The organism is Microbacterium sp. CFBP9034, assembly GCF_034045255.1.
Lineage (GTDB): Bacteria > Actinomycetota > Actinomycetes > Actinomycetales > Microbacteriaceae > Microbacterium.
The window spans coordinates 1,894,651-1,920,285 of the sequence record NZ_JAXCWC010000001.1 but is presented as its reverse complement, the minus strand read 5'-3'; the positions used below and the strand labels follow the sequence as shown (position 1 = coordinate 1,920,285).

The 25,635-nt window shown below is 70.4% G+C and carries 28 protein-coding genes and 2 tRNA genes; 18 read left to right on the top strand and 12 right to left on the bottom strand.

Translation table 11 applies throughout. The features are described 5' to 3' along the window. The first annotated feature begins 22 nt into the window (after positions 1-22). The 8 genes from pepN to SOM19_RS08745 all read left to right on the top strand — a co-directional run bounded on the left by pepN (position 23) and on the right by SOM19_RS08745 (position 9,677). A complete protein-coding gene (gene pepN, locus SOM19_RS08780) occupies positions 23-2,569 on the top strand; it encodes an aminopeptidase N (RefSeq protein WP_320486141.1) in 2,547 nt (848 codons plus the stop codon). Between the two features lie 81 nt (positions 2,570-2,650). Then, positions 2,651-3,562: an ABC transporter ATP-binding protein gene (locus SOM19_RS08775; protein WP_320486140.1), complete on the top strand. Its 912-nt coding sequence runs from the start codon at positions 2,651-2,653 to the stop codon at positions 3,560-3,562. Beyond that, positions 3,559-4,419 (top strand): ABC-2 transporter permease, encoded by an 861-nt coding sequence (locus SOM19_RS08770; RefSeq protein WP_320486139.1) that lies wholly within the window; start codon positions 3,559-3,561, stop codon positions 4,417-4,419. The genes SOM19_RS08775 and SOM19_RS08770 overlap by 4 nt, the downstream gene beginning before the upstream one ends. 10 nt (positions 4,420-4,429) lie before the next feature. Beyond that, positions 4,430-5,689: a sensor histidine kinase gene (locus SOM19_RS08765; protein WP_320486138.1), complete on the top strand. Its 1,260-nt coding sequence runs from the start codon at positions 4,430-4,432 to the stop codon at positions 5,687-5,689. Next, positions 5,682-6,335 (top strand): response regulator transcription factor, encoded by a 654-nt coding sequence (locus SOM19_RS08760; RefSeq protein WP_320486137.1) that lies wholly within the window; start codon positions 5,682-5,684, stop codon positions 6,333-6,335. Before SOM19_RS08765 ends, SOM19_RS08760 begins: the two co-directional genes overlap by 8 nt. A 75-nt stretch (positions 6,336-6,410) precedes the next feature. After that, positions 6,411-7,496 (top strand): mechanosensitive ion channel family protein, encoded by a 1,086-nt coding sequence (locus SOM19_RS08755; RefSeq protein ID WP_320486136.1) that lies wholly within the window; start codon positions 6,411-6,413, stop codon positions 7,494-7,496. Beyond that, entirely contained in the window at positions 7,493-7,975 is a 483-nt protein-coding gene (locus SOM19_RS08750; RefSeq protein WP_320486135.1) for a globin, read from the top strand. Before SOM19_RS08755 ends, SOM19_RS08750 begins: the two co-directional genes overlap by 4 nt. A 31-nt stretch (positions 7,976-8,006) precedes the next feature. Continuing rightward, on the top strand, positions 8,007-9,677 hold the full coding sequence (locus tag SOM19_RS08745; RefSeq protein WP_320486134.1) for an FAD-binding dehydrogenase: 1,671 nt from the start codon (positions 8,007-8,009) through the stop codon (positions 9,675-9,677). 38 nt (positions 9,678-9,715) lie between these two features. On the opposite strand, the gene SOM19_RS08740 is transcribed toward SOM19_RS08745, so the two are convergent. Then, the gene (locus SOM19_RS08740) at positions 9,716-10,393 is read right to left on the bottom strand and encodes a DUF8185 domain-containing protein (protein WP_320486133.1); all 678 of its coding nucleotides are present in this window, start codon (positions 10,391-10,393) and stop codon (positions 9,716-9,718) included. Positions 10,394-10,496: 103 nt separating this feature from the next. Between SOM19_RS08740 and SOM19_RS08735 the strand changes: the two genes are divergently transcribed. Further along, on the top strand, positions 10,497-11,357 hold the full coding sequence (locus SOM19_RS08735) for an acyl-CoA thioesterase (protein ID WP_320486700.1): 861 nt from the start codon (positions 10,497-10,499) through the stop codon (positions 11,355-11,357). Between the two features lie 6 nt (positions 11,358-11,363). Here SOM19_RS08735 and SOM19_RS08730 read toward each other — a convergent pair whose 3' ends face one another. The 4 genes from SOM19_RS08730 to ssb form a co-directional block, all read right to left on the bottom strand. Next, positions 11,364-11,879, bottom strand: a complete 516-nt coding sequence (locus SOM19_RS08730; RefSeq protein WP_320486132.1) for an acyl-CoA thioesterase — start codon at positions 11,877-11,879, stop codon at positions 11,364-11,366. Beyond that, entirely contained in the window at positions 11,872-13,554 is a 1,683-nt protein-coding gene (ettA, locus tag SOM19_RS08725; RefSeq protein WP_320486131.1) for an energy-dependent translational throttle protein EttA, read from the bottom strand. Before ettA ends, SOM19_RS08730 begins: the two co-directional genes overlap by 8 nt. 123 nt (positions 13,555-13,677) lie before the next feature. Continuing rightward, positions 13,678-14,223, bottom strand: coding sequence for a DUF6993 domain-containing protein (locus tag SOM19_RS08720; protein ID WP_414683634.1), 546 nt, complete (start codon positions 14,221-14,223; stop codon positions 13,678-13,680). 43 nt (positions 14,224-14,266) lie between these two features. Then, on the bottom strand, positions 14,267-14,827 hold the full coding sequence (gene ssb, locus SOM19_RS08715) for a single-stranded DNA-binding protein (RefSeq protein ID WP_320486130.1): 561 nt from the start codon (positions 14,825-14,827) through the stop codon (positions 14,267-14,269). Positions 14,828-15,056: 229 nt separating this feature from the next. On the opposite strand from ssb, the gene SOM19_RS08710 reads away from it, so the two are divergent. Continuing rightward, complete coding sequence (locus SOM19_RS08710) at positions 15,057-15,320, top strand: hypothetical protein (protein WP_320486129.1); 264 nt, start codon at positions 15,057-15,059, stop codon at positions 15,318-15,320. Positions 15,321-15,322: 2 nt separating this feature from the next. Here the strand turns inward: SOM19_RS08710 and yczR are convergent, their stop codons facing one another. After that, entirely contained in the window at positions 15,323-16,750 is a 1,428-nt protein-coding gene (gene yczR, locus SOM19_RS08705) for a MocR-like transcription factor YczR (protein WP_320486128.1), read from the bottom strand. A gap of 62 nt (positions 16,751-16,812) precedes the next feature. On the opposite strand from yczR, the gene yczE reads away from it, so the two are divergent. After that, entirely contained in the window at positions 16,813-17,442 is a 630-nt protein-coding gene (yczE, locus tag SOM19_RS08700) for a membrane protein YczE (RefSeq protein WP_320486127.1), read from the top strand. 52 nt (positions 17,443-17,494) lie between these two features. Here the strand turns inward: yczE and SOM19_RS08695 are convergent, their stop codons facing one another. Then, positions 17,495-17,707, bottom strand: a complete 213-nt coding sequence (locus SOM19_RS08695) for a methyltransferase (RefSeq protein ID WP_320486126.1) — start codon at positions 17,705-17,707, stop codon at positions 17,495-17,497. Positions 17,708-17,815: 108 nt separating this feature from the next. Between SOM19_RS08695 and SOM19_RS08690 the strand changes: the two genes are divergently transcribed. From SOM19_RS08690 to SOM19_RS08665, 6 genes are all read left to right on the top strand, one after another. Continuing rightward, a tRNA-Arg gene (locus SOM19_RS08690) sits at positions 17,816-17,888 on the top strand. Between the two features lie 64 nt (positions 17,889-17,952). Further along, the gene (gene orn, locus SOM19_RS08685; protein WP_320486125.1) at positions 17,953-18,579 is read left to right on the top strand and encodes an oligoribonuclease; all 627 of its coding nucleotides are present in this window, start codon (positions 17,953-17,955) and stop codon (positions 18,577-18,579) included. 37 nt (positions 18,580-18,616) lie between these two features. After that, positions 18,617-18,692: transfer RNA gene (locus SOM19_RS08680), tRNA-His, on the top strand. A 49-nt stretch (positions 18,693-18,741) separates the two neighbouring features. Then, complete coding sequence (locus SOM19_RS08675; protein ID WP_414683648.1) at positions 18,742-19,089, top strand: metallopeptidase family protein; 348 nt, start codon at positions 18,742-18,744, stop codon at positions 19,087-19,089. Beyond that, a complete protein-coding gene (gene clpS, locus SOM19_RS08670) occupies positions 19,080-19,388 on the top strand; it encodes an ATP-dependent Clp protease adapter ClpS (protein WP_320486123.1) in 309 nt (102 codons plus the stop codon). The genes SOM19_RS08675 and clpS overlap by 10 nt, the downstream gene beginning before the upstream one ends. After that, complete coding sequence (locus SOM19_RS08665; RefSeq protein ID WP_320486122.1) at positions 19,385-19,876, top strand: DUF2017 family protein; 492 nt, start codon at positions 19,385-19,387, stop codon at positions 19,874-19,876. Before clpS ends, SOM19_RS08665 begins: the two co-directional genes overlap by 4 nt. On the opposite strand, the gene SOM19_RS08660 is transcribed toward SOM19_RS08665, so the two are convergent. From SOM19_RS08660 to dinB, 3 genes are read right to left on the bottom strand one after another with little or no spacing between them, the layout of a single operon-like run. After that, the gene (locus SOM19_RS08660) at positions 19,877-20,470 is read right to left on the bottom strand and encodes a nucleoside/nucleotide kinase family protein (RefSeq protein ID WP_320486121.1); all 594 of its coding nucleotides are present in this window, start codon (positions 20,468-20,470) and stop codon (positions 19,877-19,879) included. Beyond that, positions 20,445-20,765, bottom strand: coding sequence for a hypothetical protein (locus tag SOM19_RS08655; protein WP_320486120.1), 321 nt, complete (start codon positions 20,763-20,765; stop codon positions 20,445-20,447). Before SOM19_RS08655 ends, SOM19_RS08660 begins: the two co-directional genes overlap by 26 nt. Positions 20,766-20,797: 32 nt before the next feature. After that, positions 20,798-22,063 (bottom strand): DNA polymerase IV, encoded by a 1,266-nt coding sequence (gene dinB / locus SOM19_RS08650; RefSeq protein WP_320486119.1) that lies wholly within the window; start codon positions 22,061-22,063, stop codon positions 20,798-20,800. Positions 22,064-22,191: 128 nt separating this feature from the next. Between dinB and SOM19_RS08645 the strand changes: the two genes are divergently transcribed. Next, positions 22,192-22,581 (top strand): RidA family protein, encoded by a 390-nt coding sequence (locus SOM19_RS08645; RefSeq protein ID WP_320486118.1) that lies wholly within the window; start codon positions 22,192-22,194, stop codon positions 22,579-22,581. 23 nt (positions 22,582-22,604) lie between these two features. Here SOM19_RS08645 and gatB read toward each other — a convergent pair whose 3' ends face one another. Continuing rightward, entirely contained in the window at positions 22,605-24,122 is a 1,518-nt protein-coding gene (gatB, locus tag SOM19_RS08640) for an Asp-tRNA(Asn)/Glu-tRNA(Gln) amidotransferase subunit GatB (protein WP_320486117.1), read from the bottom strand. Beyond that, a complete protein-coding gene (gatA, locus tag SOM19_RS08635) occupies positions 24,122-25,633 on the bottom strand; it encodes an Asp-tRNA(Asn)/Glu-tRNA(Gln) amidotransferase subunit GatA (protein ID WP_320486116.1) in 1,512 nt (503 codons plus the stop codon). Before gatA ends, gatB begins: the two co-directional genes overlap by 1 nt. Positions 25,634-25,635: the final 2 nt, after the last annotated feature.

Sequence of the window (25,635 nt, the reverse complement as noted above, 5' to 3'; positions counted from 1 at the left end):
CCTCACCCACGGGAGCATTGCAGTGCCTGGAGAGAACCTCACCCGCATCGAGGCGCAGCAGCGCCGGGCGATCGTCGACACCCACTCGTACGAGGTCGCGCTGGACCTCACGAAGGGCGCCGAGGTCTTCGCATCGCGCACGGTCGTGCGCTTCTCGGCCACCGCGGGCGCCGAGACCTTCATCGACCTGATCGCACGGGACGTGCGCGAGATCACCCTCAACGGCCGCCCCGTCGACCCGGCCACCGCGTTCGCGGATTCCCGCATCGCGCTCTCCGGCCTCGAGGCCGAGAACGAGCTCGTCATCGACGCCGACTGCCTGTACACCAACACGGGTGAGGGGCTTCACCGCTTCGTCGACCCCGTCGACGGCGAGGTCTACCTCTACTCGCAGTTCGAGGTTCCCGACTCCCGCCGCGTGTTCGGCGTGTTCGAGCAGCCCGACCTCAAGGCCACGTTCCAGTTCACCGTCACGGCGCCGGAGCCGTGGAAGGTCGTCTCGAACTCCCCGACGCCCGAGGCGAAGAAGCACGGCGACGGCACGGCGACCTGGGCCTTCGAGGCCACGCCGCGCATCTCCTCCTACATCACCGCGCTCATCGCCGGCCCCTACGAGGCGACCTTCTCCGAGCTCACCAGCTCGTCGGGCCGCGTCATCCCGCTCGGCGTCTACGGCCGCAAGAGCCTGTGGCAGTTCCTCGACGCCGACTACATCTTCGACAAGACCCGGCAGGGGTTCACGTACTTCGAGGACAAGTTCGACTACGCGTACCCGTTCGCCAAGTACGACCAGCTCTTCGTCCCGGAGTTCAACGCCGGCGCCATGGAGAACGCCGGGGCCGTCACGTTCACCGAGACGTACGTCTTCCGCTCGAAGGTGACGGATGCCGTCAAGGAGCGTCGCGTCGTCACGATCCTGCACGAGCTCGCCCACATGTGGTTCGGCGACCTCGTCACCATGAAGTGGTGGAACGACCTGTGGCTCAACGAGTCGTTCGCCGAGTGGGCGTCGACCATCGCCACGGCCGAAGCCACCGAGTGGACCGAGGCGTGGACCACGTTCAACGCGATGGAGAAGACCTGGGCGTACCGCCAGGACCAGCTTCCCTCGACCCACCCGGTCGTCGCGCAGATCAACGACCTCGAAGACGTCCAGGTCAACTTCGACGGCATCACCTACGCCAAGGGCGGCTCTGTCCTCAAGCAGCTCGCGGCCTGGGTGGGCATCGAGCAGTTCTTCGCGGGAGTGGCCGCCTACTTCAAGAAGCACGAGTGGTCCAACACCGAGCTGAGCGATCTCCTCTCCGAGCTCGAGACCACGAGCGGCCGTGAGCTGTCTACCTGGTCGAAGAAGTGGCTCGAGACGGCCGGCGTCAACACCCTCTCCCCCGAGATCGCCACCGACGTCGACGGGAAGATCACGCGCTTCGCGATCGTCCAGACCGCGCCCGCCGACTACCCGACCATCCGCCCGCACCGCCTCGGCGTCGGCTTCTACAACGTCGAGGGCGACGCGCTCGTGCGCGTGCACAAGATCGAGCTCGACGTGGACGGCGACCTGACCGAGGTGCCCGAGCTCAAGGGACAGCGGCGCCCCGATCTCGTCCTCCTCAACGACGAGGACCTCGCCTACGCGAAGATCCGCCTCGACGACCGCTCCCTGCAGACCGCGATCGGCCACCTCGGCAAGATCAGCGACCCGCTCGCGCGCTCGCTGGTTTGGGGAGCCGCGTGGGACCAGACGCGCGATGCCGAGGCATCCGCGTCGGACTACGTCGATCTCGTGCTCCGCAACATCGGCTCGGAGACCGAGTCGACCACGGTCCGCACGACCCTCGGCCAGCTCCAGCTCGCCGCGAACGCGTACGTCGCCCCCGAGAAGCGTGCGGCGACCCGCGAGAAGATCGCGAAAGCGCTGTGGGAGCTCGCCGAGTCCGCCGAGGCGGGCAGCGACAGCCAGCTGCAGTTCGTCACCGCGTTCGCGAGCGCTGCGGCGACCGGTGCGCAGTGGGAGAAGGTGCGCCAGGTGCGCGACGGCGAGGTCTCCTTCGAGGGTCTCGAGATCGACACCGACCTGTCCTGGCAGCTCCTGGTCGCGCTCGCCGCGGGCGGCGTCGTCACGGTCGCCGAGATCGACGAGGCGCTCGAGGCGGACAACACCGCCAAGGGCGGCGAGTTCGCCGCGCAGGCCAAGGCCGCCCTCCCGACCGCCGAGGCGAAGGCCGCCGCGTGGTCGTCGCTGGTCGACAGCGACGACCTGCCCAACACGATCGTGCGCACGACCGCGCTCGGCTTCGTGCACCCTGCGAGCGTGGACCTGCTCGGCGCGTTCGTGCCGCGCTATTTCGAGATGCTCCTCCCGGTGTGGGAGTCGCGCAGCTACAAGATCGCCGAGTACCTGATCTTCGGGCTGTACCCCGCTCCCCTCGCGAACATCGAGCTGCGCGACGCCACGCGTGCGTGGCTGGAGGCCAACGCCGACGCGGCGCCCGCCCTGCGGCGCCTCGTGGCCGAGAACCTCGCCGGCGTCGAGCGCGCGCTCGCCGTCCAGGAGCGCGACGCCCAGTAGTACCCCGGTACGACTCCTTCGATGCGAAGACCCCCCTCCCGGCCGATGTGCCGGAGGGGGGTCTTTCCTTAGCGTCGAAGCATGATCGTCGCAGAGAACCTCAGCAAGAGCTTCGGAGCCAAACACGCCGTCACGGATGTGAGCTTCACCGTCCGGCCCGGCAAGGTGACCGGATTCCTCGGCCCCAACGGCGCCGGCAAGTCCACCACGATGCGCATGATCGTGGGGCTCGACCGCCCGACCGGCGGCACCGTCACCGTGCACGGCCGTCCCTACGCATCGCTGCGCTCGCCGCTGACCGAGGTCGGCGTGCTCCTCGACGCCAAGGCGGTGCACACCGGACGCACCGCGCGCAACCACCTGCGGGCGATGGCGGCGACCCACGGGATCCCGCTCGGCCGCGTCGACGAGGTCATCGAGATCACCGGGCTGACCTCGGTCGCACGCAAGCGGGCGGGCGGCTTCTCCCTGGGCATGGGCCAGCGCCTGGGCATCGCCGCGGCGCTGCTCGGCGACCCGCACACCCTCATCCTCGACGAGCCGGTGAACGGCCTCGACCCCGAGGGCGTCCTGTGGGTACGCCGCTTCGTCCGGCACGCGGCATCCGAGGGGAAGACGGTCCTCCTCTCCAGCCACCTGATGAGCGAGATGGCCCTGACGGCCGACCACATCATCGTCCTCGGCCGCGGCCGAGTGCTCGCCGACGCCCCGGTCGGCGACATCGTGTCGAAGTGGACGAGCACGACGGTGCGCGTCCGCAGCCCGCACGCCGAGCGCCTCGGCACCCTGTTCGCCCGCGACGGGGTCACCGTCACCCATCTCGAACCGGGGCTGCTGGAGATCGCCGGGATCGAGGCCGCCGAGATCGGCGACACCGCCGCCGCCCAGGGGCTGGCCCTGCACGAGCTCACTCCCGCATCGGGCACCCTCGAGGACGCCTACCTGACCCTCACGGGCGATGACGTCGAGTACAAGACCAAGGAGATCGCATGAGCACCACGACCGCACCCGCCATCACCCGCGCCGGCTCGCCGCAGCCCGGTGAGAACCCGCAGCGACTCAGCTTCCCGCGCCTCGTCCGGAGCGAATGGATCAAGTTCTCGACGCTGCGCTCCCCGTGGTGGTCGATCGGCATCGTCGCCCTCGTGTCGGTGGGCCTGTCGCTCCTCGTCGCGTCGTCGATGTCGGGATTCATCGAAGCGGGGTCGCTCTCCGCAGCGGATGCCTCCGCCCAGGCCGTTCAGGTCGTCCTCGCTCCGACGAGCTTCACGGTGCTGCTGGCGGCCGTGCTCGGCGCGATCTCGATCACCGGCGAGTACTCGACGGGCATGATCCGCTCGACCCTCACCGCCGCCCCCGGGCGCCTCGGCAGCCTGTTCGCGAAGGCGGTCGTCGTCGGCGGCTTCATGTTCGTGTCGAGCCTCGTGATCTTCACCGTCGCCGCCGTCGCCACGGCTCCGCTGCTGTCCGACTCGGGAATCGCGCTCGATCTCGCCGACCCTGAGAACTCGCTCGTGCCCATCCTGTTCGGCTCACTGACCCTCACCGCCATCGCGCTGCTCGGTCTGGCATGCGGCTTCCTCCTGCGCAACGGCCCCGGAGCGATCGCCACCGCGGTCGGCCTGGTGTTCGTGCTGCCCCTCGTCCCGGCGTTCTTCCCGGTCGGAGTCGAGGGCTGGGAGTGGATCCACGACCTCGCACAGTACCTGCCCACCAACGCGGGCCAGTCGCTGATGATCCCCGGCGCCGGGCCCGGCCTCGACACGATCCCAGCCCTGCTCACGCTCGTCGCATGGGTGCTGGCCGGCCTCGCCGGTGCTGCGGCGGTGCTGAAGACACGCGACGCGTAAAGTCGGCCTGATGTCCGATGTGCCTGAGCTCGTCCTCGCTGGGAGCAGCCCTCTCAGCGAGGACGAGCTCTCGCTGCCGCGTCCGCCCGGGGTGATCCGCAGGTTCTGGGCGCGGCATCCGCTCTTCGCCGACATCCTGATCGCGATCCTCGCCCTCGTCTTCACGCTGCCGGGGGCGGCGCTCCGGGCGCCCGCGCCGGAGCCTGTCGCACCCTGGACGGCCTGGATGGCCCTCGGCCTGACGGTCCTCGGGTGCGCGGCGCTCGTCTGGCGACGCCGGTGGCCGGTGCCCGTCTTCGCCCTGGCGCTGCTGCCCAGCCTGGCGGTGGCCGATTCGGACCTGAACGGCGCCGTGAGCGGTCCTGCCGCCCTGATCGCGCTCTACTCCGTGGCGGTCTATCGCGGCGCACGCACCTGCTGGATCGCGTTCGGTGTCGCGGGGGCGATTTCGGTGGCCTTCGGCGCGGCGCGCATGCTCGTCGACCCGGCGGGCTTCGCCGCTCACCTCAGCGTCACGATCAGCACGATCGTCGGCCTGCTCATCGGCGCGCTCATCGGCGTCAACGTCGGGAACCGCAGGCGCTACCTCCTCGCGCTCATCGATCGATCGAGGCAGCTGCTGGTCGAGCGGGATCAGCAGGCCCGGCTCGCGGCGGCGGCCGAACGCAGCCGCATCGCGCGCGAAATGCACGACATCGTGTCGCACTCCCTCACCGTGGTCGTCGCACTCGCCGAGGGGGCGGCAGCCACCCGGGACCCCGAGAGATCGGCGGAGGCGACCAGGGCGATCGCGGACACCGCGCGCGAGGCCCTCGCCGAGATGCGGGTCATGCTCGGGGTGCTGCGCGACGAGGATGCCGATGCGCCGCTGGCACCCGTCGCAGACGCCACGGCGGCGGACGTGGTCGCCGCGGCCCGAGCTGCCGGGGCCCCGGCGACGCTGAGCATCACCGGCGTCCCGGACGCCCCGCCGATCGTGCGCCTCGCCGTTCTCCGCGTCGTCAGAGAGGGCCTCACGAACGCCCTGCGCTACACGCGGGATCCGTCGTACATCCGGGTGGCACTGGTCTACCGGCCCGACGAGATCGAGGTCTCGGTCGAGAACGACGGCGCCCGGGCGGACGCGCCCTCCCAGGGTGCCGGCATGGGCCTGCGCGGGCTCGAGGAGCGCGTCGCCCACCTGAACGGGACGATCTCGGCGGGCATGGTGGCGGACGCGGTCTGGCGGCTGCGTGTCGTCGTGCCGACGAAGGAGCAGCCGGGTGAGTGAGCCGATCCGCGTGCTGACAGTCGACGATCAGCCGCTCATCCGGATGGGGTTCCGGCTGATACTGGAGGCCGAGACGGACCTCGAGGTCGTCGGCGAGGCGGCGAACGGCGAGGAGGCCATCGACCGTGCCGCGGCGCTCGGTCCGGACGTGATCCTGATGGACGTGCGCATGCCGGTGCTGGACGGCATCGCCGCGACTCGCCGCATCCTCGACGCCCGTCCGGGCATCCGCATCCTGGTGCTCACGACCTTCGACCTCGACGAGTACGCGTTCGCCGCGCTCCGGGCGGGGGCGAGCGGGTTCCTGCTCAAGGACGCGCACGCACGCGAGCTCGTCGCGGCGATCCGCGCCGTGCACCAGGGCGATGCCGTCACCTCCCCCCGGATCACCCGGCGAATGCTGGAGATGTTCGGCGACCGTCTCCCCGCCACCGCCTCGGGCGCACCCGACCCGGCGCTCACCGACCGCGAGCGCGATGTGCTCCTGGCGATGGCCTCGGGCCTCAGCAACACCGAGATCGCCGCCCAGCTGTTCGTCACGGAGTCCACCGTCAAGACGCACGTCGGCAGGGTGCTCGCCAAGATCGGCGCTCGGGACCGCGTCCATGCGGTGATCTACGCGTACGAGAACGGGATCGTCCGTTAGCGGCGCGGGCCCGGAGCATCCGACTCCCCTGCCGCGCACAGGGACGCGGGCGCGGGCGCGATTAGTATCGGAACGATGATCAGATTCCCCTCCGGGACCACGGACCCGGCCGAGCCCGGCCTGTGGCAGCTCGTGGGCCAGTGGCTCATCGACGCCGGCCTCGCCCTCGCCTCGGTCGCCGGCATCATCGTCGGCTCGATCCTCGTCGTCTGGATCCTGCGGCTCGTCATCCGGCGGGTCGTGACGCGGATCGTCAACGGCGCCAAGTCCAAGGCGAACGTCGACGACACCCAGGCGCTCGAGCGGTCGCCGCTCGCCTCCGTGCGCCTCGTGCAGCGCACGCGCACCCTCGGCTCGATCCTCCAGAACATCGTGAACGTGACGGTCGTCATCATCGCGATGCTGCTGATCTTCAACATCCTCGCTCCCGAAGCGTTCGGGTCGCTGACGCTGCTCACGGCCGCCATCGGCGCCGGCCTCGGCTTCGGCGCCCAGAACATCGTCAAGGACGTGCTGAACGGCATCTTCATCGTGGCCGAGGACCAGGTCGGCATCGGCGATGTCGTCGACCTCGGACTCGCCTCGGGCATCGTCGAGTACGTCAGCGTGCGCGTGACCCACGTCCGCGACGTCAACGGCACGCTCTGGTACGTCCGCAACGGCGAGATCACCCGGATCGGCAACCTCTCCCAGGGCTGGTCGCGCGTCATCATCGACCTCGCGGTCCCGACGGATGCCGACATCGACGAGGTCGAACGGGTGATGCTCGACACGGCGAAGGGTCTCGCCAAGGACGCGAAGTGGCGCACCCGCATCCTGGAGCAGCCGGAGGTGTGGGGCCTCGAGTCGATCTCGGGTGACGCCCTGGTCATCCGACTGGTCATCAAGACCCGCTCGAACGCGAAGGACGACGTCGCCCGCGAACTGCGCATGCGCCTTAAGAAGGCGATCGACGAGGTCGGGATCACGCTGCCGTCGCTCACGTCCATCATGCCGACGGGGATCGAGGGCGCCCAGCGGGTTCGCGGGGCGAACCCGCCGAAGACCAAGCCGACCGCCGTCACCCCCGCGCCCGAGGCGGCCTCCCGCCCGGTGTGGAAGCCCAAGCGCACCGGCAAGACGCCGCCCGGCACAGAGGACACCACGGGAGGAACACCGTGACCGACGGCTCAGCGCCCCTCAGCTTCTACGACGAGATCGGCGGCCACGACGCCTTCGTCCGGCTCGTGGACGCCTTCTATCGCGGCGTCGCCGAAGACGAGGTCCTCAAGCCCATGTATCCCGAGGAGGACCTCGGCCCCGCCAAGGAGCGCCTGACGCTCTTCCTCGAGCAGTACTGGGGCGGACCGACCACCTACAGCCAGGAGCGGGGGCACCCCCGACTGCGGATGCGCCACTCCCCGTTCCACGTCAACCCCGATGCCCGGGATCGCTGGCTCGCGCACATGCGCGTCGCGGTGGACGAACTCGACCTGGCGCCGCTCCACGAGGCGACGCTGTGGGACTATCTGCTGCGCGCGGCGCATGCGATGGTCAACACCTTCGAGCCGAGCGGCATCGGGCCCACGGCGGGCGGGCGCGACGCGACCTCCTTCCCCGTGACCGCACAGCCGACCGCCCCGCGCGACGACGTTCCCTAGCCCTCAGTCCCGCCTCGACGAAGGAGTCGACATGCCCCCTGCCCTCGCCGCCCATTCCACGGACGTGCTCGTGATCGGATGGGGCCTCGCCGGCCTCGTGGCCGCCGCCGAGGCGGTCGCCGCCGGCAAGCGCGTCACGATCGTCGACCAGGAGCCGCGATCGAACCTCGGCGGACAGGCGTGGTGGTCCTTCGGCGGGCTGTTCTTCGTCGACTCCCCCGAGCAGAAGCGCATGGGCATCAAGGACTCACTGGACCTGGCGCGACAGGACTGGTTCGGCAACGCCGCGTTCGACCGCGATGAGGATGCCTGGCCCCGGCGCTGGGCAGAGGCGTACCTGCAGTTCGCGCACGAGGAGAAGCGCGCGTGGCTGCGCGAGAAGGGCGTCGGCTTCTTCCCCATCGTCGGCTGGGCGGAGCGCGGCGGCTATTCGGCCATCGGCCCGGGAAACTCCGTCCCGCGATTCCACGTGACGTGGGGCACCGGGCCCGGGGTCGTCGCACCGTTCCAGGCCGCGGTGGAGGCCGGCGAGGCGCAAGGACGCCTCACCATCCTCCCGCGCCACCGGGTCACCGGCCTCACCGTCATGGGCGGCACCGTGACGGGCGCCGAAGGCGACATCCTCGCCCCCTCCGGCGCGGCACGCGGAGTCGCCTCGTCGCGCGAGGTCGTCGGGTCGTTCTCGATCGAGGCCGGCGCGACCGTCGTCTCCTCGGGCGGAATCGGCGGCAACCACGACCTCGTCCGCAAGTGGTGGCCCGAACGACTGGGCACAGCGCCGAACACGATGATCACCGGCGTCCCCGCCTACGTCGACGGGTCCATGCAGACGGTGTCGGCCGCCGCGGGTGCGAATCTCATCAACGGAGATCGGATGTGGCACTACGTCGAGGGCATCCAGAACTGGGATCCGGTGTGGCCGGATCACGGCATCCGGATCCTCCCCGGTCCTTCCTCGGTGTGGCTCGACGCGACCGGCACGCGGCTTCCCGTCCCGCTCTTCCCCGGCTTCGACACGCTCGGGACGCTCGCGCACCTGCGCGCGACGGGGCACGACCACTCCTGGTTCGTGCTGTCGCAGCAGATCATCGAGAAGGAGTTCACGCTCTCGGGCAGCGAGCAGAATCCCGACCTCACGGGCAAGGACGTGCGGCTGCTGGCGAAGTCGCGGCTCGGAAAGGGCGCGTCGGGGCCGGTGCAGGCGTTCATGGACAAGGGCGTGGACTTCGTCGTCCGCGACACCCTCGACGATCTCATCGCGGGCATGAAGGCGCTGCCGGGCGGCGACGCGCTCGACGCCGACCGGGTGCGGCTCGAGCTCCAGGCTCGTGACCGCGAGATCGACAACGACTTCACGAAGGACGCCCAGATCGCGATGCTGCGCTCGGCACGGTCCTACCGCGGCGACAGGCTCATCCGGACGGCGACCCCGCACCGCATCCTCGACCCCGCCTCCGGCCCGCTCATCGCGGTCAAGCTGCACATCGTCACGCGCAAGTCCCTCGGCGGGATCGAGACCGACCTCTCCGGCCGCGCCCTGGGTGCGAGCGGCGAGCCGATCCCGGGCCTGTATGCGGCCGGCGAGGCGAGCGGATTCGGCGGCGGCGGAGTGCACGGATACCGCGCGCTCGAGGGCACATTCCTGGGCGGATGCCTCTTCTCCGGCCGCACGGCAGGGCGGGCGGCCGCCGGGGCGGTCTGACTCGCCGACCGGTGCCGACGTCGATGGAGCGGCGCCGGTCAGCGGTCGGTCGCGCCCGTCCGCCGCACCGGGGTCAGCCCCATCACCGCGGGCCCGCGGACGATGACGTGCCCCCGGTCCAGGCTCAGGCGCGTCCAGGGTCCGCTCGTGAACAGCCGCGCGGTCTCAGCCCCGCTGATGAAGCCCATGCTCATCGCGGCGAAGGCGGCTCCGAGTGGAAGTCCGGCCAGCTCGTCGTCGGGAGCGCCCCAGACCGACGCCCGGATCGCTCGCACGACGTCCTCACCGGCATCCGTCGGGACGGCCTCGGCGACCCGCGCGATGCCGCCCTGCGCCTTGGACGCGAGCACCGACGCGTCGATGCCCTCGCGGGCGGTCCAGCCGCTCCGGGGCGGGGCGATGCCGGCCCAGGCGGGCGACAGCGCGGTGTCGGGCAGCTGCACGGCGGTCGCGTCATCCGGGGCCGCGGAGAGAGCGGATGCCTCGACCACGAGGTCGCAGACGAGTTCGGGGTCGGCGGCGAGCGTGCGCATCGCGAGCACGGTCGGCGTGGCGTCGCCGATCCCGCGGGGCGCGAGCGGCGCGGCCGTCATGACGAGGACACCCCCGGATGCCTGGAGCCGGACCGCCTCGTCGGTGAAGCGATCCGCTCTGCCCGCGAAGGTGAGCGCGTCGGCGGCGGAGTCGGCATCGGCGAGGAGAAGGCGGGGAGGCATCGCCCCTAAGCTACCAAGCGGAGCGATGGGTGGCGGTCGGCCCCCGGAAGGGAGACCTGTGGAAGAGGCCGAATGGGAGCCCGACCCCGATCCGGTGGCGTCGATGCTGTCGGTGCTGGACCTCGCCGACTCGGACGCCCGCACGAACGAGGACATCTTCACGGGAGTGTCGCAGTCCATGCCGCTCGGCCGCGTGTACGGCGGCCAGGTGCTCGCTCAGTCCATCGTTGCCGCGGCCCGCACCACGCCCGAGGGGCGGAACGTGCACTCGATGCACGGGTACTTCCTGCGTCCGGGCGATTCGGCCAAGGGCATCACCTTCTCGGTGGACCGCATCCACGACGGCCGATCGTTCTCGACCCGGCGCACGCAGGCCTTCCAGGAGGGCGTTCCGATCTTCTCGATGATCGCGTCGTTCCAGGACGAGGACCCGGGGATCGAGCACCAGACGCCGATGCCCGAGGGTGTACCCGCACCCGACGACCTTCCCGACGTCGAGTCCCACCTCCGCGGACTGCATCCGATGTCGAAGCGGCTCTTCACCGATCGACCCGTCGACCTGAGGCACGTCCCCTCCCCGATCTACCTGTCCGTCGAGGGAGAGCGCGCGCCGAGCCAGGCGGTGTGGATGAAGGTGCGTCGCAGCATCCCCGACTCCCCCGAGATCCATCGGGCGGCGCTCGCCTACCTGAGCGATCTCACCATCCAGGAGTCGATCCTGCGCGCGCACGGCGTGCCCTGGGCCACCCGGGGCCTCAAGGTCGCGAGCCTGGACCACGCGATGTGGTGGCACCGCTTCGGGCGGGTGGACGAGTGGATGCTGTACGTGCAGGAGTCGCCGAGCGCCCGCGGTGGCCGCGGCCTTGCCACCGGCCGGGTCTACTCCCAGGACGGCACCCTGCTGGCCAGTGTCGCGCAGGAGATCATGGTGCGGGTGCCCGAAGCGCCCACCGAACCGGCCTGAGCCCACTCAGCGGCGGTGGGCGTACCGGATCGGCTCGCCCTGGTAGGGCATCCAGGCCGCGCGTTCCTCGGCACTCAGCCGCAGCGGGCGGCCGGACTCGGCATCCGCCTTCACGACCACCGTCGTCGCCCGCGCGTACACGGTCTGCGCGCCGCCGTCCTGCGTCATCTCGAGCGGGCTGCGCACTTCGTAGCAGACCTCGATGCTGGAGCCGCCCAGCTTGCCGAACCACATCTGGACGTCGAGCGGATGCCGCTGATACGGCACCGGAGCGAGGTACTCGATCTCCTGCCGGGCGATGAGCGTCAGCACGCCGCTGAAGATGCTCGAGTCGAGTACGGCCGTGTCGGGCGCGTCCTCTCCCGGGTCGGGCAGCCAGAACGCGCGCACCCGCGCCTCTTCGAGCAGCTTGAGCATCGAGGTGTTGTTGACGTGGTTGAACGCGTCGAGGTCGCCCCAGCGCAGGTGGATGGGGATGTGGAGGCGCCGCCCGGGGGCGGCGCCCACCTCGCCGTCAGTCACGCGTGAGCTTGCGGTACGTGGACCGGTGCGGCTTTGCGGCATCCGGTCCGAGACGCTCGATCTTGTTCTCCTCGTAGGCCTCGAAGTTGCCCTCGAACCAGTACCACGACGCCGGGTTCTCATCGGTGCCCTCGTAGGCGAGGATGTGCGTCGCGATGCGGTCGAGGAACCACCGGTCGTGCGTGATGACCACGGCGCAGCCGGGGAACTCGAGCAGGGCGTTCTCGAGGCTGCCGAGGGTCTCGACGTCCAAGTCGTTCGTGGGCTCGTCGAGGAGCAGGAGGTTGCCGCCCTGCTTGAGCGTGAGCGCCAGGTTGAGACGGTTGCGCTCACCACCGGACAGCACGCCGGCCTTCTTCTGCTGATCGGGCCCCTTGAAGCCGAACTGCGAGACGTAGGCCCGCGAAGGAATCTCGACCTTGCCGACCTGGATCCAGTCGAGGCCGTCGCTGACGACCTCCCACAGGTTCTTGTTCGGGTCGATGCCGCCGCGGCTCTGGTCGACGTACGAGATGTCGACCGTGTCGCCGATCTTGACGTTGCCGCTGTCGACGGGCTCGAGGCCGACGATCGTCTTGAACAGGGTCGTCTTGCCGACGCCGTTGGGGCCGATGATGCCGACGATGCCGTTGCGGGGCAGGGTGAACGAGAGGCCGTCGATGAGGATGCGGTCGCCGAAGCCCTTGGTGAGGTCCTTCGTCTCGAGCACCAGCTGGCCGAGCCGCGGCCCGGGCGGGATCACGATCTCGTCGAAGTCGAGCTTGCGGGTGCGGTCCGCCTCGGCGGCCATCTCCTCGTAGCGCGCGAGGCGGGACTTGGACTTGGTCTGGCGGCCCTTGGCGTTGCTGCGCACCCACTCGAGTTCGCTGGCGAGGCGCTTCGCGAGCTTGGCATCCTTCTTGCCCTGGACCTGCAGGCGCTCCTGCTTCTTCTCGAGGTAGGTGGAGTAGTTGCCCTCGTACGGGTAGAGCCGGCCGCGGTCGACCTCGCAGATCCACTCCGCGACGTGATCGAGGAAGTACCGGTCGTGCGTGACGGCCAGCACCGCACCGGGGTACTTCGCCAGGTGCTGCTCGAGCCACTGCACGCTCTCGGCGTCGAGGTGGTTCGTCGGCTCATCGAGGAGCAGCAGGTCGGGCTTCTGCAGCAGGAGCTTGCAGAGGGCGACGCGGCGCTTCTCACCACCGGACAGGTTGGCGACGATCGCCTCGGACGGCGGCGTGCGGAGGGCGTCCATCGCCTGCTCGAGCTGGGAGTCGAGGTCCCACGCGTCGGCGGCGTCGATGTCTTCCTGCAGCGTGCCCATCTCGGCGAGCAGCGCATCGAAATCCGCGTCCGGCTCGGCCATCAGCAGCGAGATCTCGTTGAAGCGGTCGAGCTTCTGCTTGATGGGTCCGACGCCCTGCTGCACGTTCTCGAGGACGGTCAGCTCCTCGTCGAGCTCGGGCTCCTGCATCAGGATGCCGACGCTGTAGCCGGGGCTCAGCTTGGCCTCGCCGTTGCTGGGGGTGTCGATGCCGGCCATGATCTTGAGGATCGTGGACTTGCCGGCGCCGTTGGGTCCGACGACCCCGATCTTGGCCCCGGGAAGGAACGCCATCGTGACGTCGTCCAGGATCACCTTGTCGCCCACGGCCTTGCGCGCGCGGACCATCGAGTAGATGTATTCAGCCATGTTGTGTGAACGGTCTCCTAAGCGTGACGACGTCAGCGTCCCAGCCTACCGGCCGCACGATCGGGAAGCGGCGGTGCCGTCCCTGGCTCGCCCCGCGCACTCGACGTGTCGGCGAGGCGCCGGTCACCAGTCGATCGGACGCGTCTCGCCGACCAGGCACGTGCCTTCGGCGAGGGCGGGCAGCACGGCGGTGACCGGCTCCCCCGTGGCGGGACCCACCTGGCCGACGAGGCACTCCTCGCCCCAGCGCACCGAGAACTGGATGCTCTCGGCCGGGTTCCCCACCGTCGACACGTCGTCCGTGACCTGCATCGCCGCCTTGTCGAAGCCTGCGGCGACGAGGGCGTCGATGTACGCGCGACCGGCCACGCTGTCAGGGGATCCCCAGACGGCGAGCGTCACCGCACTGAACAGCGGAAGGTTGTCGGCGGCGGTGCCGTCGGGCACGAGCGTGGGTGCCGCCGGCGTCGTGGGCGTCGGCGATGACGACGGAGTGCCCGTCGACGGCGACTGGCTCACGGACGGCGACGAGTCCGGCGGAGTGGTCGGCCCGGCGTCCGTGCATCCCGTCAGCGCTGCCAGGCCGACGATCGCGAAGGCCACAGCGGTGAGCCGCTTCGCCGCCGCAGGACGGCCGGGCGAGGCGGAGCGAGCGGGATGTCGGGCCACGGGGAGAGTCTAGAGCCCGACATCCCGAGCGAATCGCCGGGGGTCAGTGCGTCGGCTCCAGTTCCGCCGGCTCCAGTTCTGCCGGGTCGAGGTCGGCGGGGTCGAGGTCGGCCGGGTTGAGCGGCCGTGCGTCGTCCTCCGTCGCGACGACCTCCCACTCCTGGGCACCGTCGGGCGTCACGCCCGGTGCAGCCCAGTCGTCGGCGGGCTGCGCGGGAGACGGCGATGCGTGTCGCTCACCCGTCGCCTGCGCATCCTTCACGAAGGTGGTCGTTCCCCAGAGGAGGTCGTGGCCGATGGCCTCGACGTCGATCTCGACCGCCGTCCCGCGCTTGGCCCCGTTGTCCCATTCCCGGAGGCGCAGGCGTCCCGTGAGCACCACGCGGTCCCCCTTGCGGAGCGAGTGGAACGCGTGGTCGGCCAGCGACCGGAACGCCGAGACGGTGTACCAGTTCGTCCCCGCGTCGACCCAGGCGTTCGCAGCCCGGTCGAAGCGGCGCTGACCGCTCGCGACCCGGAACGTCGTGATGGTGACGCCGGATGGCATGCGCTTGTGGTCGGGGTGGGTGGCGACGTTCCCCGTGACCGTGATCGTGTCGCTCATGTGGTTCCTCTCGTTCGTGACCGGGGACCGTCCTCGGCCCCGCCGGCGCCCCGTGCCCGTCAGGCGCCGGCGGTCGGTTCAGGATGCCGCGAGCCGCCCCGCCGTGCCCGCGCCGCCGGACGGGATGTGGACGGCGGAGAGACACCAGCGGGTGGGGAGGAGGCGCGGGATGCCGCGACCCGGCGATGTCGGAGGTCGCACATATGTTCGAAGTGCGAAGGAGGAAGTCATGGCCACCACTGCCGAGATCTCAGCGATTCACACTCCCGCGCTCGCGCGCGGGGCCGCCGTCCGCCTCGCCGCGGCGGCGCCGGCACTCTGGCGGGTGATCGATCGCAGCGGACGCGTGATCGGCCACCTGCAGGCCCTCAGTCAGGGTCAGGACGTCCGGTACCGCGCCCGGCGGTTCCACGCCGCCTCACGGGCGTTCCTCGAGCTCGGCGACTTCTGGTCGGCGGATGACGCCGTGGACTGCCTGCGTTTCGCCCGCTGACGTCAGACGACCGACTCGAGCTGGTCGATGATCGACACGGGCGCGCCCGCTCGCACGCGCCGCCACGACGCCCCGAGCAGTGAGACGGCTCGCACCAGTTCGTCCGGCGGAGCGGTGAACGGCACGCGCAGGTGCCGGTCGTGGCCGCCGTCGACGGAGAACCGCGGCCCGGCGGAGAGCAGCACCCCATGGGATCGCACATCCATGACGAGCGCCGAGCTCAGTGCGGCATCCAGTTCGATCCACAGCGACACGCCGCCGTGCGCCCGCGGCACGCGCCACTCCGGCACCTCGCGGTGCAGCGCGTCGACGAGCGCGTCCCGTCCCGCACGCAGCAGCGCCGAGCGCTGTGCGGCGATGCCGGCGAAGTCCTCGAAGAGCGCCGCGGCCACGGCCTGCTCGAACTCGGGCGTGCCCAGATCGTGCGCCGGACGCGCGGCCATGAATCGACGCACCAGGTCGCCCTCGGCGCGGATCCATCCCACCCGCAGCCCGCCCCACACCGTCTTGCCGAGCGAGCCGATGCGTACGACGGTCGCCGGGTCTCCCCCGCCGAAGCCCGCCGCGACCGGCGGACGATCGATGTCGAGGTCGGCCGTCGTCTCGTCGAGCACCAGCACCGACCCCGCACGCTCGCCGGCGCGCAGGAACACATCCCGCTCCTCAGCGGTCATCGAGCGTCCGGTCGGGTTCTGGAAGTCCGGCATGAGATACGCGAGCACCGGCAGCGTCCGCGCGAACGCCTGCTCGGCGCGATCGAGGTCCCACCCGTCGTCCGTGGTGACCGGGACACCGACGAGTCGTGCGCCCGCACGTCGGAGCGCATCGACCGCGTGCGGATACGTCGGTGTCTCGACCAGGACGCGGTCACCGCGTCCGAGCAGCACGGATGCCACCAGGTGGATCGCGCTCTGCGCGCCCGTGGTGACGAGCACCTCGCTCGGCGACGTGGGGATCCCCCGCCGGTCGTAGTGCCGGGCGATCGCCTCGCGCAGCTCGATGCTCCCCAGCACGTCGTAGCCGACTCGCGAGACCAGGGCCGCAGCCGAGCCGGCCACCTCGCCGATGATCCCGGCGAGCCCCGGCCACGCCGGCGGGCTGGCCTGCTGAAGGTCGATCGTGCCCTCCGCCGCCGCGGTGGTCCGCCCGGGATCGCGGCGCTGGAGGGGCAGCGTCACGCTGCCGGAGCCGCGCAGGCTGGCGATGTGACCCGTCTCGCGGAGACTCCGGTAAGCGGCGGCGACGGTGCTCCGGCTGAGCTGCAGCGCGATTGCGGCCTCGCGCTCGGCGGGAAGAGCGGTGCGCGGTGCGAGCCGATTGTCCAGGCAGAGCAGTCGGATGCCGTCCGCCAGCGCCTCGTACGCAGGCTCCCGCGTGCGCCACCCGCCGAGCGCAGCCGCGAGTGCACGGGCGGAGATGCGCGAGTCCATGAAGCCAGACTAGTCACATTGGCCCGATCCGCTCAGGCCAATCATGCGATTGGATGGTGCACATGACCCGTCGCGTGATCCAGCTCTTCGTCGGCCTGTTCCTCTACGGCGCCGGCTGCGCCATGACGGTGCAGGCCGGGCTCGGCGTCGATCCCTGGACGGTGCTCGCGGAGGGCCTTTCCATCCACACCGGGATCGGCATCGGCTGGATGGCCAACATCCTGGGCTTCTTCGTGCTGCTGCTGTGGATTCCGCTGCGGCAGAAGCCGGGCATCGGAACGATCGCGAACATCCTGCTCGTCGGCACCAGCATGCAGCTGGTGCTGTGGGTGCTCCCCCCGATCACCGGATTCTTCGCCCAGCTCGCGGTCCTGCTGGGAGGAATCGTCGTCGTCGCGATCGCATCGGGTCTCTACATCGGCGCGCACTTCGGCCCGGGGCCGCGCGACGGCCTGATGACCGGCATGCACCGACGCCTCGGCTGGCCGATCTGGACCTGCCGCGCCCTCGTCGAACTGTCCGTGCTGCTCATCGGCTGGCTGCTCGGCGGAACCGTCGGCATCGGCACGGTGCTGTTCGCGTTCCTCATCGGTCCGCTCGTCCACATCGCGCTGCCGCTGCTCGACACGCGACGCAATGTGCGGACCGCGGCCCCGTCCGACACGACGTCGACCGCCCCGGCGCACTCCTGACGACCAGCGGCGGGCGCGGCATCCGTCCCGCCGTCGACGACGGGCGAAGGCGTCAGTGCTCGCGGAACTCCGGCCAATCGCTGCCCGGCGTCATGCGGGCGTGGAGCGCGCTCTTCGCGATCTCCATCGACGGGTAGCTGCCGGCGGGGGCGTCGGCGCCGGCCATCGTGACGGTGTAGCCGGCTTCGTCCTTGCGGATGCTTCCGACCACGCCGGATCGGCCGTAGGCGACCCAGAGGGGGTGGTGCGTCTCTGTGGTGCTCATGGGAGAACTCCTTTCGATGCGTCCGATCCCGACGCTACGCCGCGAGCGGCACACGCGCCAGCGTCCGCCCCGGTGTTGCGCGAACCGATAGCCTGGTCTCTCACCCTTCCCTCCGTAGCTCAGGGGACAGAGCGAGCGGTTTCTACCCGCAAGGTCGGGGGTTCGAATCCTCCCGGAGGGGCTGTGGGGGTCTCGGCTTGGGAGCCGCGACCCCGGCGTCTGGGGCCGTCAATAGGATGGAGTGCATGGTGGGGGCACCTGAAAACGATCGACTCGTGTGGATCGACTGCGAAATGACGGGACTCGACCTCGAGGTCGACGAACTGGTCGAGATCGCTGTCGTGATCACCGATTTCGAGCTGCGGCTGCTCGACCCCGGGTTCCAGGTGGTGATTAGACCCGACGCGTCGGCCCTCGCGAACATGAGCGAGTTCGTCACCAAGATGCACGAGAAGTCCGGGCTGCTGGAGGAGATCCCGCAGGGAGTGAGTCTCGCGGATGCCGAGTTCCAGGCCCTCGAGTACATCCAGCGCTTCGTGCCCCTCGAGGGCCGGGCGCCGCTGGCGGGGAACACGATCGGCACCGACCGCATGTTCCTCGCGAAGTACATGCCGCGGATCGACCACTGGCTCCACTACCGGAACGTCGACGTGTCGAGCATCAAGGAGCTCTCCCGTCGGTGGTATCCGCGGGCCTACATCCACGCGCCGGCCAAGGACGGCGGGCATCGCGCCCTCGCAGACATCCTCGAGTCGATCCGCGAGCTCGCGTACTACCGCCAGGCCGTCTTCGTCCCCGAGCCGGGCCCGACGAGCGACGGCGCGCGCGCCGCCGCCGCCGCGGCGGTGTCGCTCTTCGCTCCCGAGGTGTGAGAGAATCTTCTGGTTGCCCGCTCAGGCGGGAGACATGGTGGGTATAGCTCAGTTGGTAGAGCGCGGCCTTGTGGTGGCCGATGTCGCGGGTTCGAGCCCCGTTACTCACCCCAATGACGACGCGCACTCATATCGTGCGACCGTCGAAGGCGAGGCATCATGATGGAGATGGATGCCGCGACGTTCGAGCAGCTCGTGATCGACGAGCTGGACCTCCTCCCCGACGACATGGTCGAAGGGCTCGACAACATCGTGTTCGTGGTCGAGGACCGCCCCGAAGACGGCAGCCTCGATCTTCTCGGTCTGTACGACGGATGGGCGCTCACCGAGCGCGACCGCTACGGCGTCGGCGAGCTTCCGGATCGCATCATCGTGTACCGCGAGTCCCACCTCGCCGCGTGCGACGACCTCGACGAACTCCGTGATGAGCTGCACACCACCCTCGTCCACGAGATCGCGCACTTCTACGGGATCGACGATGATCGGCTCCACGAGCTCGGATGGGCATGATGACGGCGCTCTCCACACCCGATCTCGACATCGACGTCGACCTCCGCGAGCGGAGCGTCCCCGATCGCCCGTGGCAGACGGTGGTCTGGGACGACCCCGTGAACCTGATGAGCTACGTCACCCACGTCTTCCGCGAGTACTTCGGCTTCCCCCGCGCGCAGGCGGAGAAGCTCATGCTCGCCGTCCACAACGACGGCCATGCCGTCGTCGCCGAGGGCGCGCGCGAGCAGATGGAGCTCCACACGCGCGCGATGCACGACTACGGCCTCTGGGCCACCGTCAGACAGGCACCCGAATGACCCCTCGTATCATCGCCATGGAACTCGCACGCCTCGAAGCCGCTCATCTCTCCGGGCTCGTCACCCAGTTCGCCGAACTGGTGGAGGCCACCGACACGAGCAGCGGCGATCCCGCCATCGACCGCCTGGTGCCCGACGCATACGCGGACCATGACGCGGCACGCGAGTTCCGGGACCTCACCGAGCACGACCTGCTCGCCCGACGGCGCGATGATGCGGCGATCGTCCTGGCGACCCTGCGGACGGCGGCGGTGATTCCCGACGATCCCGACGATCCCGCCCTGATGGAGACCGTCGAGATCGACCTGGAGCCCGAGGCGGCACATGCCTGGCTGAGGACGCTCGCCGCGATCCGCCTCGTGCTCGCGACACGACTCGGGATCTCAGCGCCCGAAGACCACATCCCCGACGATCCGCGGTTCGGCATCTACGACTGGCTCGGCTACCGCCTGGACGGGCTGGTCACCGCGATGGACCCCGACGCCTGATCAGGGGATCTCGAACACGTGGGTCGCGAGCCGCAGCGGTTCGTCGCCCGACACGTGCCGCTCCTCCTGCCGCGCCCACCGATCCCAGTAAGGACGGTACGTGTCGCCGTCGCGCGTGAGCGCCCGGTGCTTGCGAGAGGGCGTCGGGGACTCCATCCACACGCGCACGTCGGCCAGCTTGGCCGTCAGCGGTGTCAGCAGGCCGGAGCCCTCCACCACGAGCGGCAGCGACGGGTCGATGGCGTGCGCCTCGGCCGGGGCCGCGGCATCCCAATCCCACCGCTGCCAGACTCCGACGAGCCCGCGCGCGTGCGGCATCAGGATCTGCTCGCGCGCGAGCTCTACACCCTGGTCGAGCCCGTCCCACCCCGGGTAGAGCGAGTCGAGCGCGACGAGCTGCACGCGACCGGCCAGAGGCCACCGCGCGATGAGTCTGTGCGCCAGCGACGTCTTCCCCGCTCCGCTGCGCCCATCGATCAGGACGACCGGGTTCGACGCGGCGACAGCCGTGATCGCGCCGAGAAGGCTCGACGCCGCCGCATCCAGCGAGAGGGCGACCGGGTCGGGGCTACTTCTTGAGGACGCGGATGACACGGCTGAGCGCGCGCCCGGCGAAGAAGACGAAGGGGATCGCGACGGCGATGAGCGAGACGATGTTCGGCTCGAAGCGCAGGTCGTCGCCGCGGCGGATGTAGGCACCGAGCGGTACGGCCCAGCCGCCTCCGCCTCCGCCGCCGTTGCCGGCCTCGTCGGAGCCGCCGCCGAATCCCGACCAGGTGATCGCGACGGGGATGACGCGGATGCCGTCGACATCCTGCTGCTCGCCGTAGGCGCTCCTGACTCCGAAGGATGCTGACTGCTGGCCGAGCTCGAGTGCGATGTTGGGCATGGGTCAACGGTACCCGCCGGGCATGCCCGGTGTCAGCCCCGATCGAGCTTCGGCGGAGGCGGGCTCGAGGGCACGGTGCCCCCGCCCCTGGCTTTGCCGAGGAGCGTCGCGCGCGTCACCGCCCCGCGCCCGAACTTCGCCGCCGCGCCGTCGAGCGCATCTTCGATGCGCCGCCACTCCGCGTCGTCGTCCCAGAGCGCCAGCGGCGCGGAGCCGGCCATCTCGAGCTTCTCGGCGCGGACGCCGATGAGGCGCACGGGCAGCCGCCGGTCTACCGACGCGAACAGCTCGTGCGCCGCGTCTCCGATCCGCTGACCCACCGCGGTCGGCTCGGCGAGCGTCTGAGACCGCGAGATCGTCGTGAAGTCCGCGAACCGGACTTTGATGGCGATGGTGGATGCCTCCCATCCGCCGCCGCGGAGCCGCGCGCCGACGCGATCGGCGAGCCGGCGCAGCTCGGAACGGAGGATGACCGGGTCGGCGATGTCCTCGTGGAAGGTCTCCTCGTGCCCGATGCTCTTCTCCACGCGCTGGGTGTCGACGACCCGGGGATCGATGCCCCGTGCGAGGTGCCAGATGCGCTCCCCCATCGCCTCGCCCAGAGCGCGATCCAGCACCTCCCGCGGTGAGTCGAGCACGTCGGCGACCGTGTGGATGCCGCGGCTCTCGAGCGCCTCGGATGCTTTGGGGCCGACTCCCCACAGCGCCCGGACCGGGCGCGGGGCGAGGAAGGCCGCCGTCTCGGCGGCCGGCACGATCAGGAGCCCGTCGGGCTTGCTGATGGTGCTGGCCATCTTCGCGACGTGCTTGGTCGCCGCCACGCCGATGCTGCACCGCAATCCCGTCTCGTCGGCCACGCGCGCCCGCAGGGCACGCGCGATGTCGCCTGGCGGCCCCCACAGCCGCCGGACGCCGCGCACATCGAGGAAGGCCTCGTCGATCGAGAGCGGCTCGACGAGCGGCGTGACGTCTCGGAAGATGCGCATGACCTGCGCGGAGAGCTCGAGGTAGCGATCGAAATGCGGCAGCACCACGATCGCCGTCGGGCACAGGCGCAGCGCCTGGCCCACGGGCATGGCCGATCTCACGCCGAACCGCCGCGCCTCGTAGGAGGCGCTCGACACGACGGACCGGCCGTCGGGGGCGCCGACGATGATCGGCTTGCCGCGCAGCGAGGGATCGTCGAGCACCTCGACGGACGCGTAGAAGGCGTCCATGTCGACGTGGAGGATGCCGGCGCCGGTGTCGTCGGCGTCGGACGCGGAGACGATCCGACCCGTCCCGTCGCCGCGTCCCATGCATCGATTCTGCCCCGGACCTCCGACGTTCGCGGACTTCCGAGTGTCCGACCCCGGTGCCAGGGTGGTCGGAACGGCGGAGAGACCGCCTGTCCGATGCTTCGTCACCCCGATCAGAGGAGCTCGTCATGCCCGTCACGCACCTGAATCCGGACTCGCTGCACAGAAACCCGGCGTTCAGCCAGGGCGTCGTCGTCGAGCCGCCCGGGCGGTTCGTCTTCGTCGGCGGTCAGAACGGCGTCGACGGTTCGGGCGCCGTCGTCGCGGACGATCTGGCCTCGCAGACCCGGCAGGCCCTGCTCAACATCATCACGGTGCTCGAAGCCGCCGGCGCGACGCCGGCCGACGTCGTCACGATGAACGTGAACCTCGTCGCCCCCGCCGACATCTCGGCGGCCTTCCCGGTGGTCGGCGAGGTCTGGGGACCCCACCCCGCCGCGGTGACGGTGCTCCAGGTCGCCGATCTCGGGCCCGAGGGCGCGCTGGTCGAGATCAGCGCCGTCGCCTTCCTGTCCTGACCACGAGCCGGTCCGCCGACCGATCAGGACGCGGCGGCGCGCTCCAGCACGAGTTCGCGCACGCGAGCGGCGTCCGCCTGGCCCTTCATCGCCTTCATCACCGCGCCGATGACGGCACCCGCCGCCTGCACCTTGCCGTCGCGGATCTTCGCGAGCACATCGGGCTGCGAGGCGAGGGCCTCGTCGATTGCCGCGATGAGCGCCCCGTCGTCGGACACCACCGCGAGCCCGCGGGCGTCGACGACCTCCTGCGGCGTGCCCTCGCCCGCCACGACGCCCTCGAGCACCTGGCGCGCGAGCTTGTCGTTGAGCGCGCCGGAGTCCACGAGGCCCTGCAGGGCCGCGACATCCGCGGGAGTCACGAGATCGGATGCCTCGCGCCCCTGTGCGTTCGCGATGCGCGTGAGCTCGCCCGTCCACCACTTGTGCGCGGCCGCGGGCGTGGCGCCGGCGGCGACCGTGGCCTCGACGTCGGCCAGCAGCCCGCCGTTGACCACGTGCTGGTATTCGAGGTCGGTGAAGCCCCAGTCGGTCTTCAGCCGGCGGCGACGAACGGCCGGAGCCTCGGGCAGCGCGGCCCGCAGCTCCTCGATCAGCGCCGTGCTCGGCGCGACCGGGAGGAGGTCGGGCTCCGGGAAGTAGCGGTAGTCGTCAGCGTCGGACTTCGGGCGACCCGGAGAGGTCGTGCCGGTGTCCTCGTGCCAGTGGCGGGTCTCCTGGATGATCGTGCCGCCCGCAGCGAGGATCGCCGCCTGGCGCTGGATCTCGTAGCGCACGGCGCGCTCCACCGAGCGCATCGAGTTGACGTTCTTCGTCTCGGTCCGTGTGCCGAGCTTCTCCTGGCCGCGCGGGCGCAGCGAGACGTTGGCGTCGCAGCGCAGGTTGCCGCGCTCCATACGGGCCTCGGAGATCCCCAGCGCGATCACGATGTCTCGGATCGTCTGCACGTAGGCCTTGGCGATCTCGGGGGCGCGGTGCTCTGCCCCGAAGATCGGCTTCGTGACGATCTCGACGAGCGGGACGCCCGCGCGGTTGTAGTCGACGAGCGAGTATTCGGCGCCCTGGATGCGACCCGTCGCGCCGCCCATGTGGGTCAGCTTGCCGGCATCCTCCTCCATGTGGGCGCGCTCGATGGGCACCGTGACGATGGTCCCGTCGCTCAGCTCCACGTCGACTGAGCCCTCGAAGGCGATCGGCTCGTCGTACTGCGAGATCTGATAGTTCTTGCCGAGGTCCGGGTAGAAGTAGTTCTTGCGCGCGAACCGGCTCGAGGGTGCGATCGAGCAGCCGAGCGCGAGACCGAGGCTGATCGAGTACTTCACAGCCTCGGCGTTGACGGTCGGCAGCGAGCCCGGCAGCCCCATGTCGACGGGTGCGACGAGCGTGTTCGGCTCGGCGCCGTGGTTGTCGAGGTGAGCGGGGTTCGCGGCGCCCGAGAACATCTTCGTCTTGGTGTTGAGCTCGACGTGGACCTCGAATCCGAGCACCGGCTCGTAGACCTCGAGGGCCTTGTCGAAGTCCATCAGCTTGTCCTTGGCCATCAGCGTGCCCCTCCGAGGATCGGTGCGCGGTCGAGCAGCGGCGCGCCCCACGAGTCGACGAGCACGGCCTCGAGGGCGGCTCCCACGCGGTAGAGCCGCGCGTCCTCGCGGGCCGGCGCGAGGAACTGGATGCCCACGGGCAGGCCGTCCTCGCTCGCGAGGCCGGAGGGGATCGAGATTCCCGGGACGCCGGCGAGGTTCGCCGGAATCGTCGTCACGTCGTTGAGGTACATCTGCATCGGGTCGTCGATCTTCTCGCCGAGACGGAACGCCGTCGTCGGAGCGGACGGGGTGGCGATGACGTCGACGGCGGCGAAGGCGCCGTCGAAGTCCTGCTGGATGAGCGTGCGCACCTTCTGCGCCGAGCCGTAGTACGCGTCGTAATAGCCCGCCGACAGCGCGTAGGTGCCGAGGATGATGCGGCGCTTGACCTCGTCGCCGAAGCCGCGATCGCGGGTGGCGGCCATGACGTCCTCGACCGTCCCGCCGGGGACGTCGACGCGCAGGCCGAAGCGGACCGAGTCGAACTTCGCGAGATTGCTGGATGCCTCGGCCGGGAGGATCAGGTAGTACGCGGCGACGCCGTACTCGAAGTGCGGGGCGCTGATCTCGACGATCTCCGCACCCTGCGCCTCCATGGCCGCGAGAGCGGCGCGGAACGACTCCGACACGCCCGGCTGGAAGCCGGCGTCGGGCAGCTCCTTGATGACGCCGACCTTGAGGCCCTTGAGCACGTCGCGGCGGGCGCCCTCGCGAGCGGCGTCCGCGAACGACGGCCACGCGTCGGTCAGCGACGTCGCATCGTGCGGGTCGTGCCCGCCGATGACGTCGTGGAGCAGGCCGGCGTCGAGCACGGTCCGGGTGACAGGCCCGACCTGGTCGAGGCTGGAGGCCAGCGCGATCGCGCCGTAGCGGCTGACCCCGCCGTAGGTGGGCTTCAGCCCGACGGTGCCGGTCACATGGGCCGGCTGACGGATCGAGCCGCCGGTGTCGGAGCCGAGCGCCAGCGGTGCCTCGAACGCGGCCACAGCCGCGGCCGACCCGCCGCCGGATCCGCCGGGGATGCGATCGAGGTCCCATGGGTTGCGCGTGGGACCGTACGCGGAGTGCTCGGTCGACGAGCCCATCGCGAACTCGTCCATGTTCGTCTTGCCGAGAGGCACCAGCCCCGCGGCGCGCGCCCGGGCGACGACCGTCGCGTCGTACGGCGACATGTAGCCCTCGAGGATCTTGGACCCGCTCGTGGACGGCATGTCGGTGGTGACCAGCACGTCCTTGATGGCGAGCGGGACGCCGGCCACCGGGCCCAGCTGCTCGCCGGCCGCTCGACGGCGGTCGATGTCCGCCGCGACCTCGAGAGCGTGGTCGCTCACATGCAGGAAGGCGTGGATGTCGCCGTCCACGGCCGCGATGCGATCGAGGTGCGCCTGCGTGGCCTCGACGCTCGAGACCTCGCGGGCGGCGAGCTTGTCTGCGAGCGCAGCGGCGCTCAGCTTCGTCAGATCGGTCACAG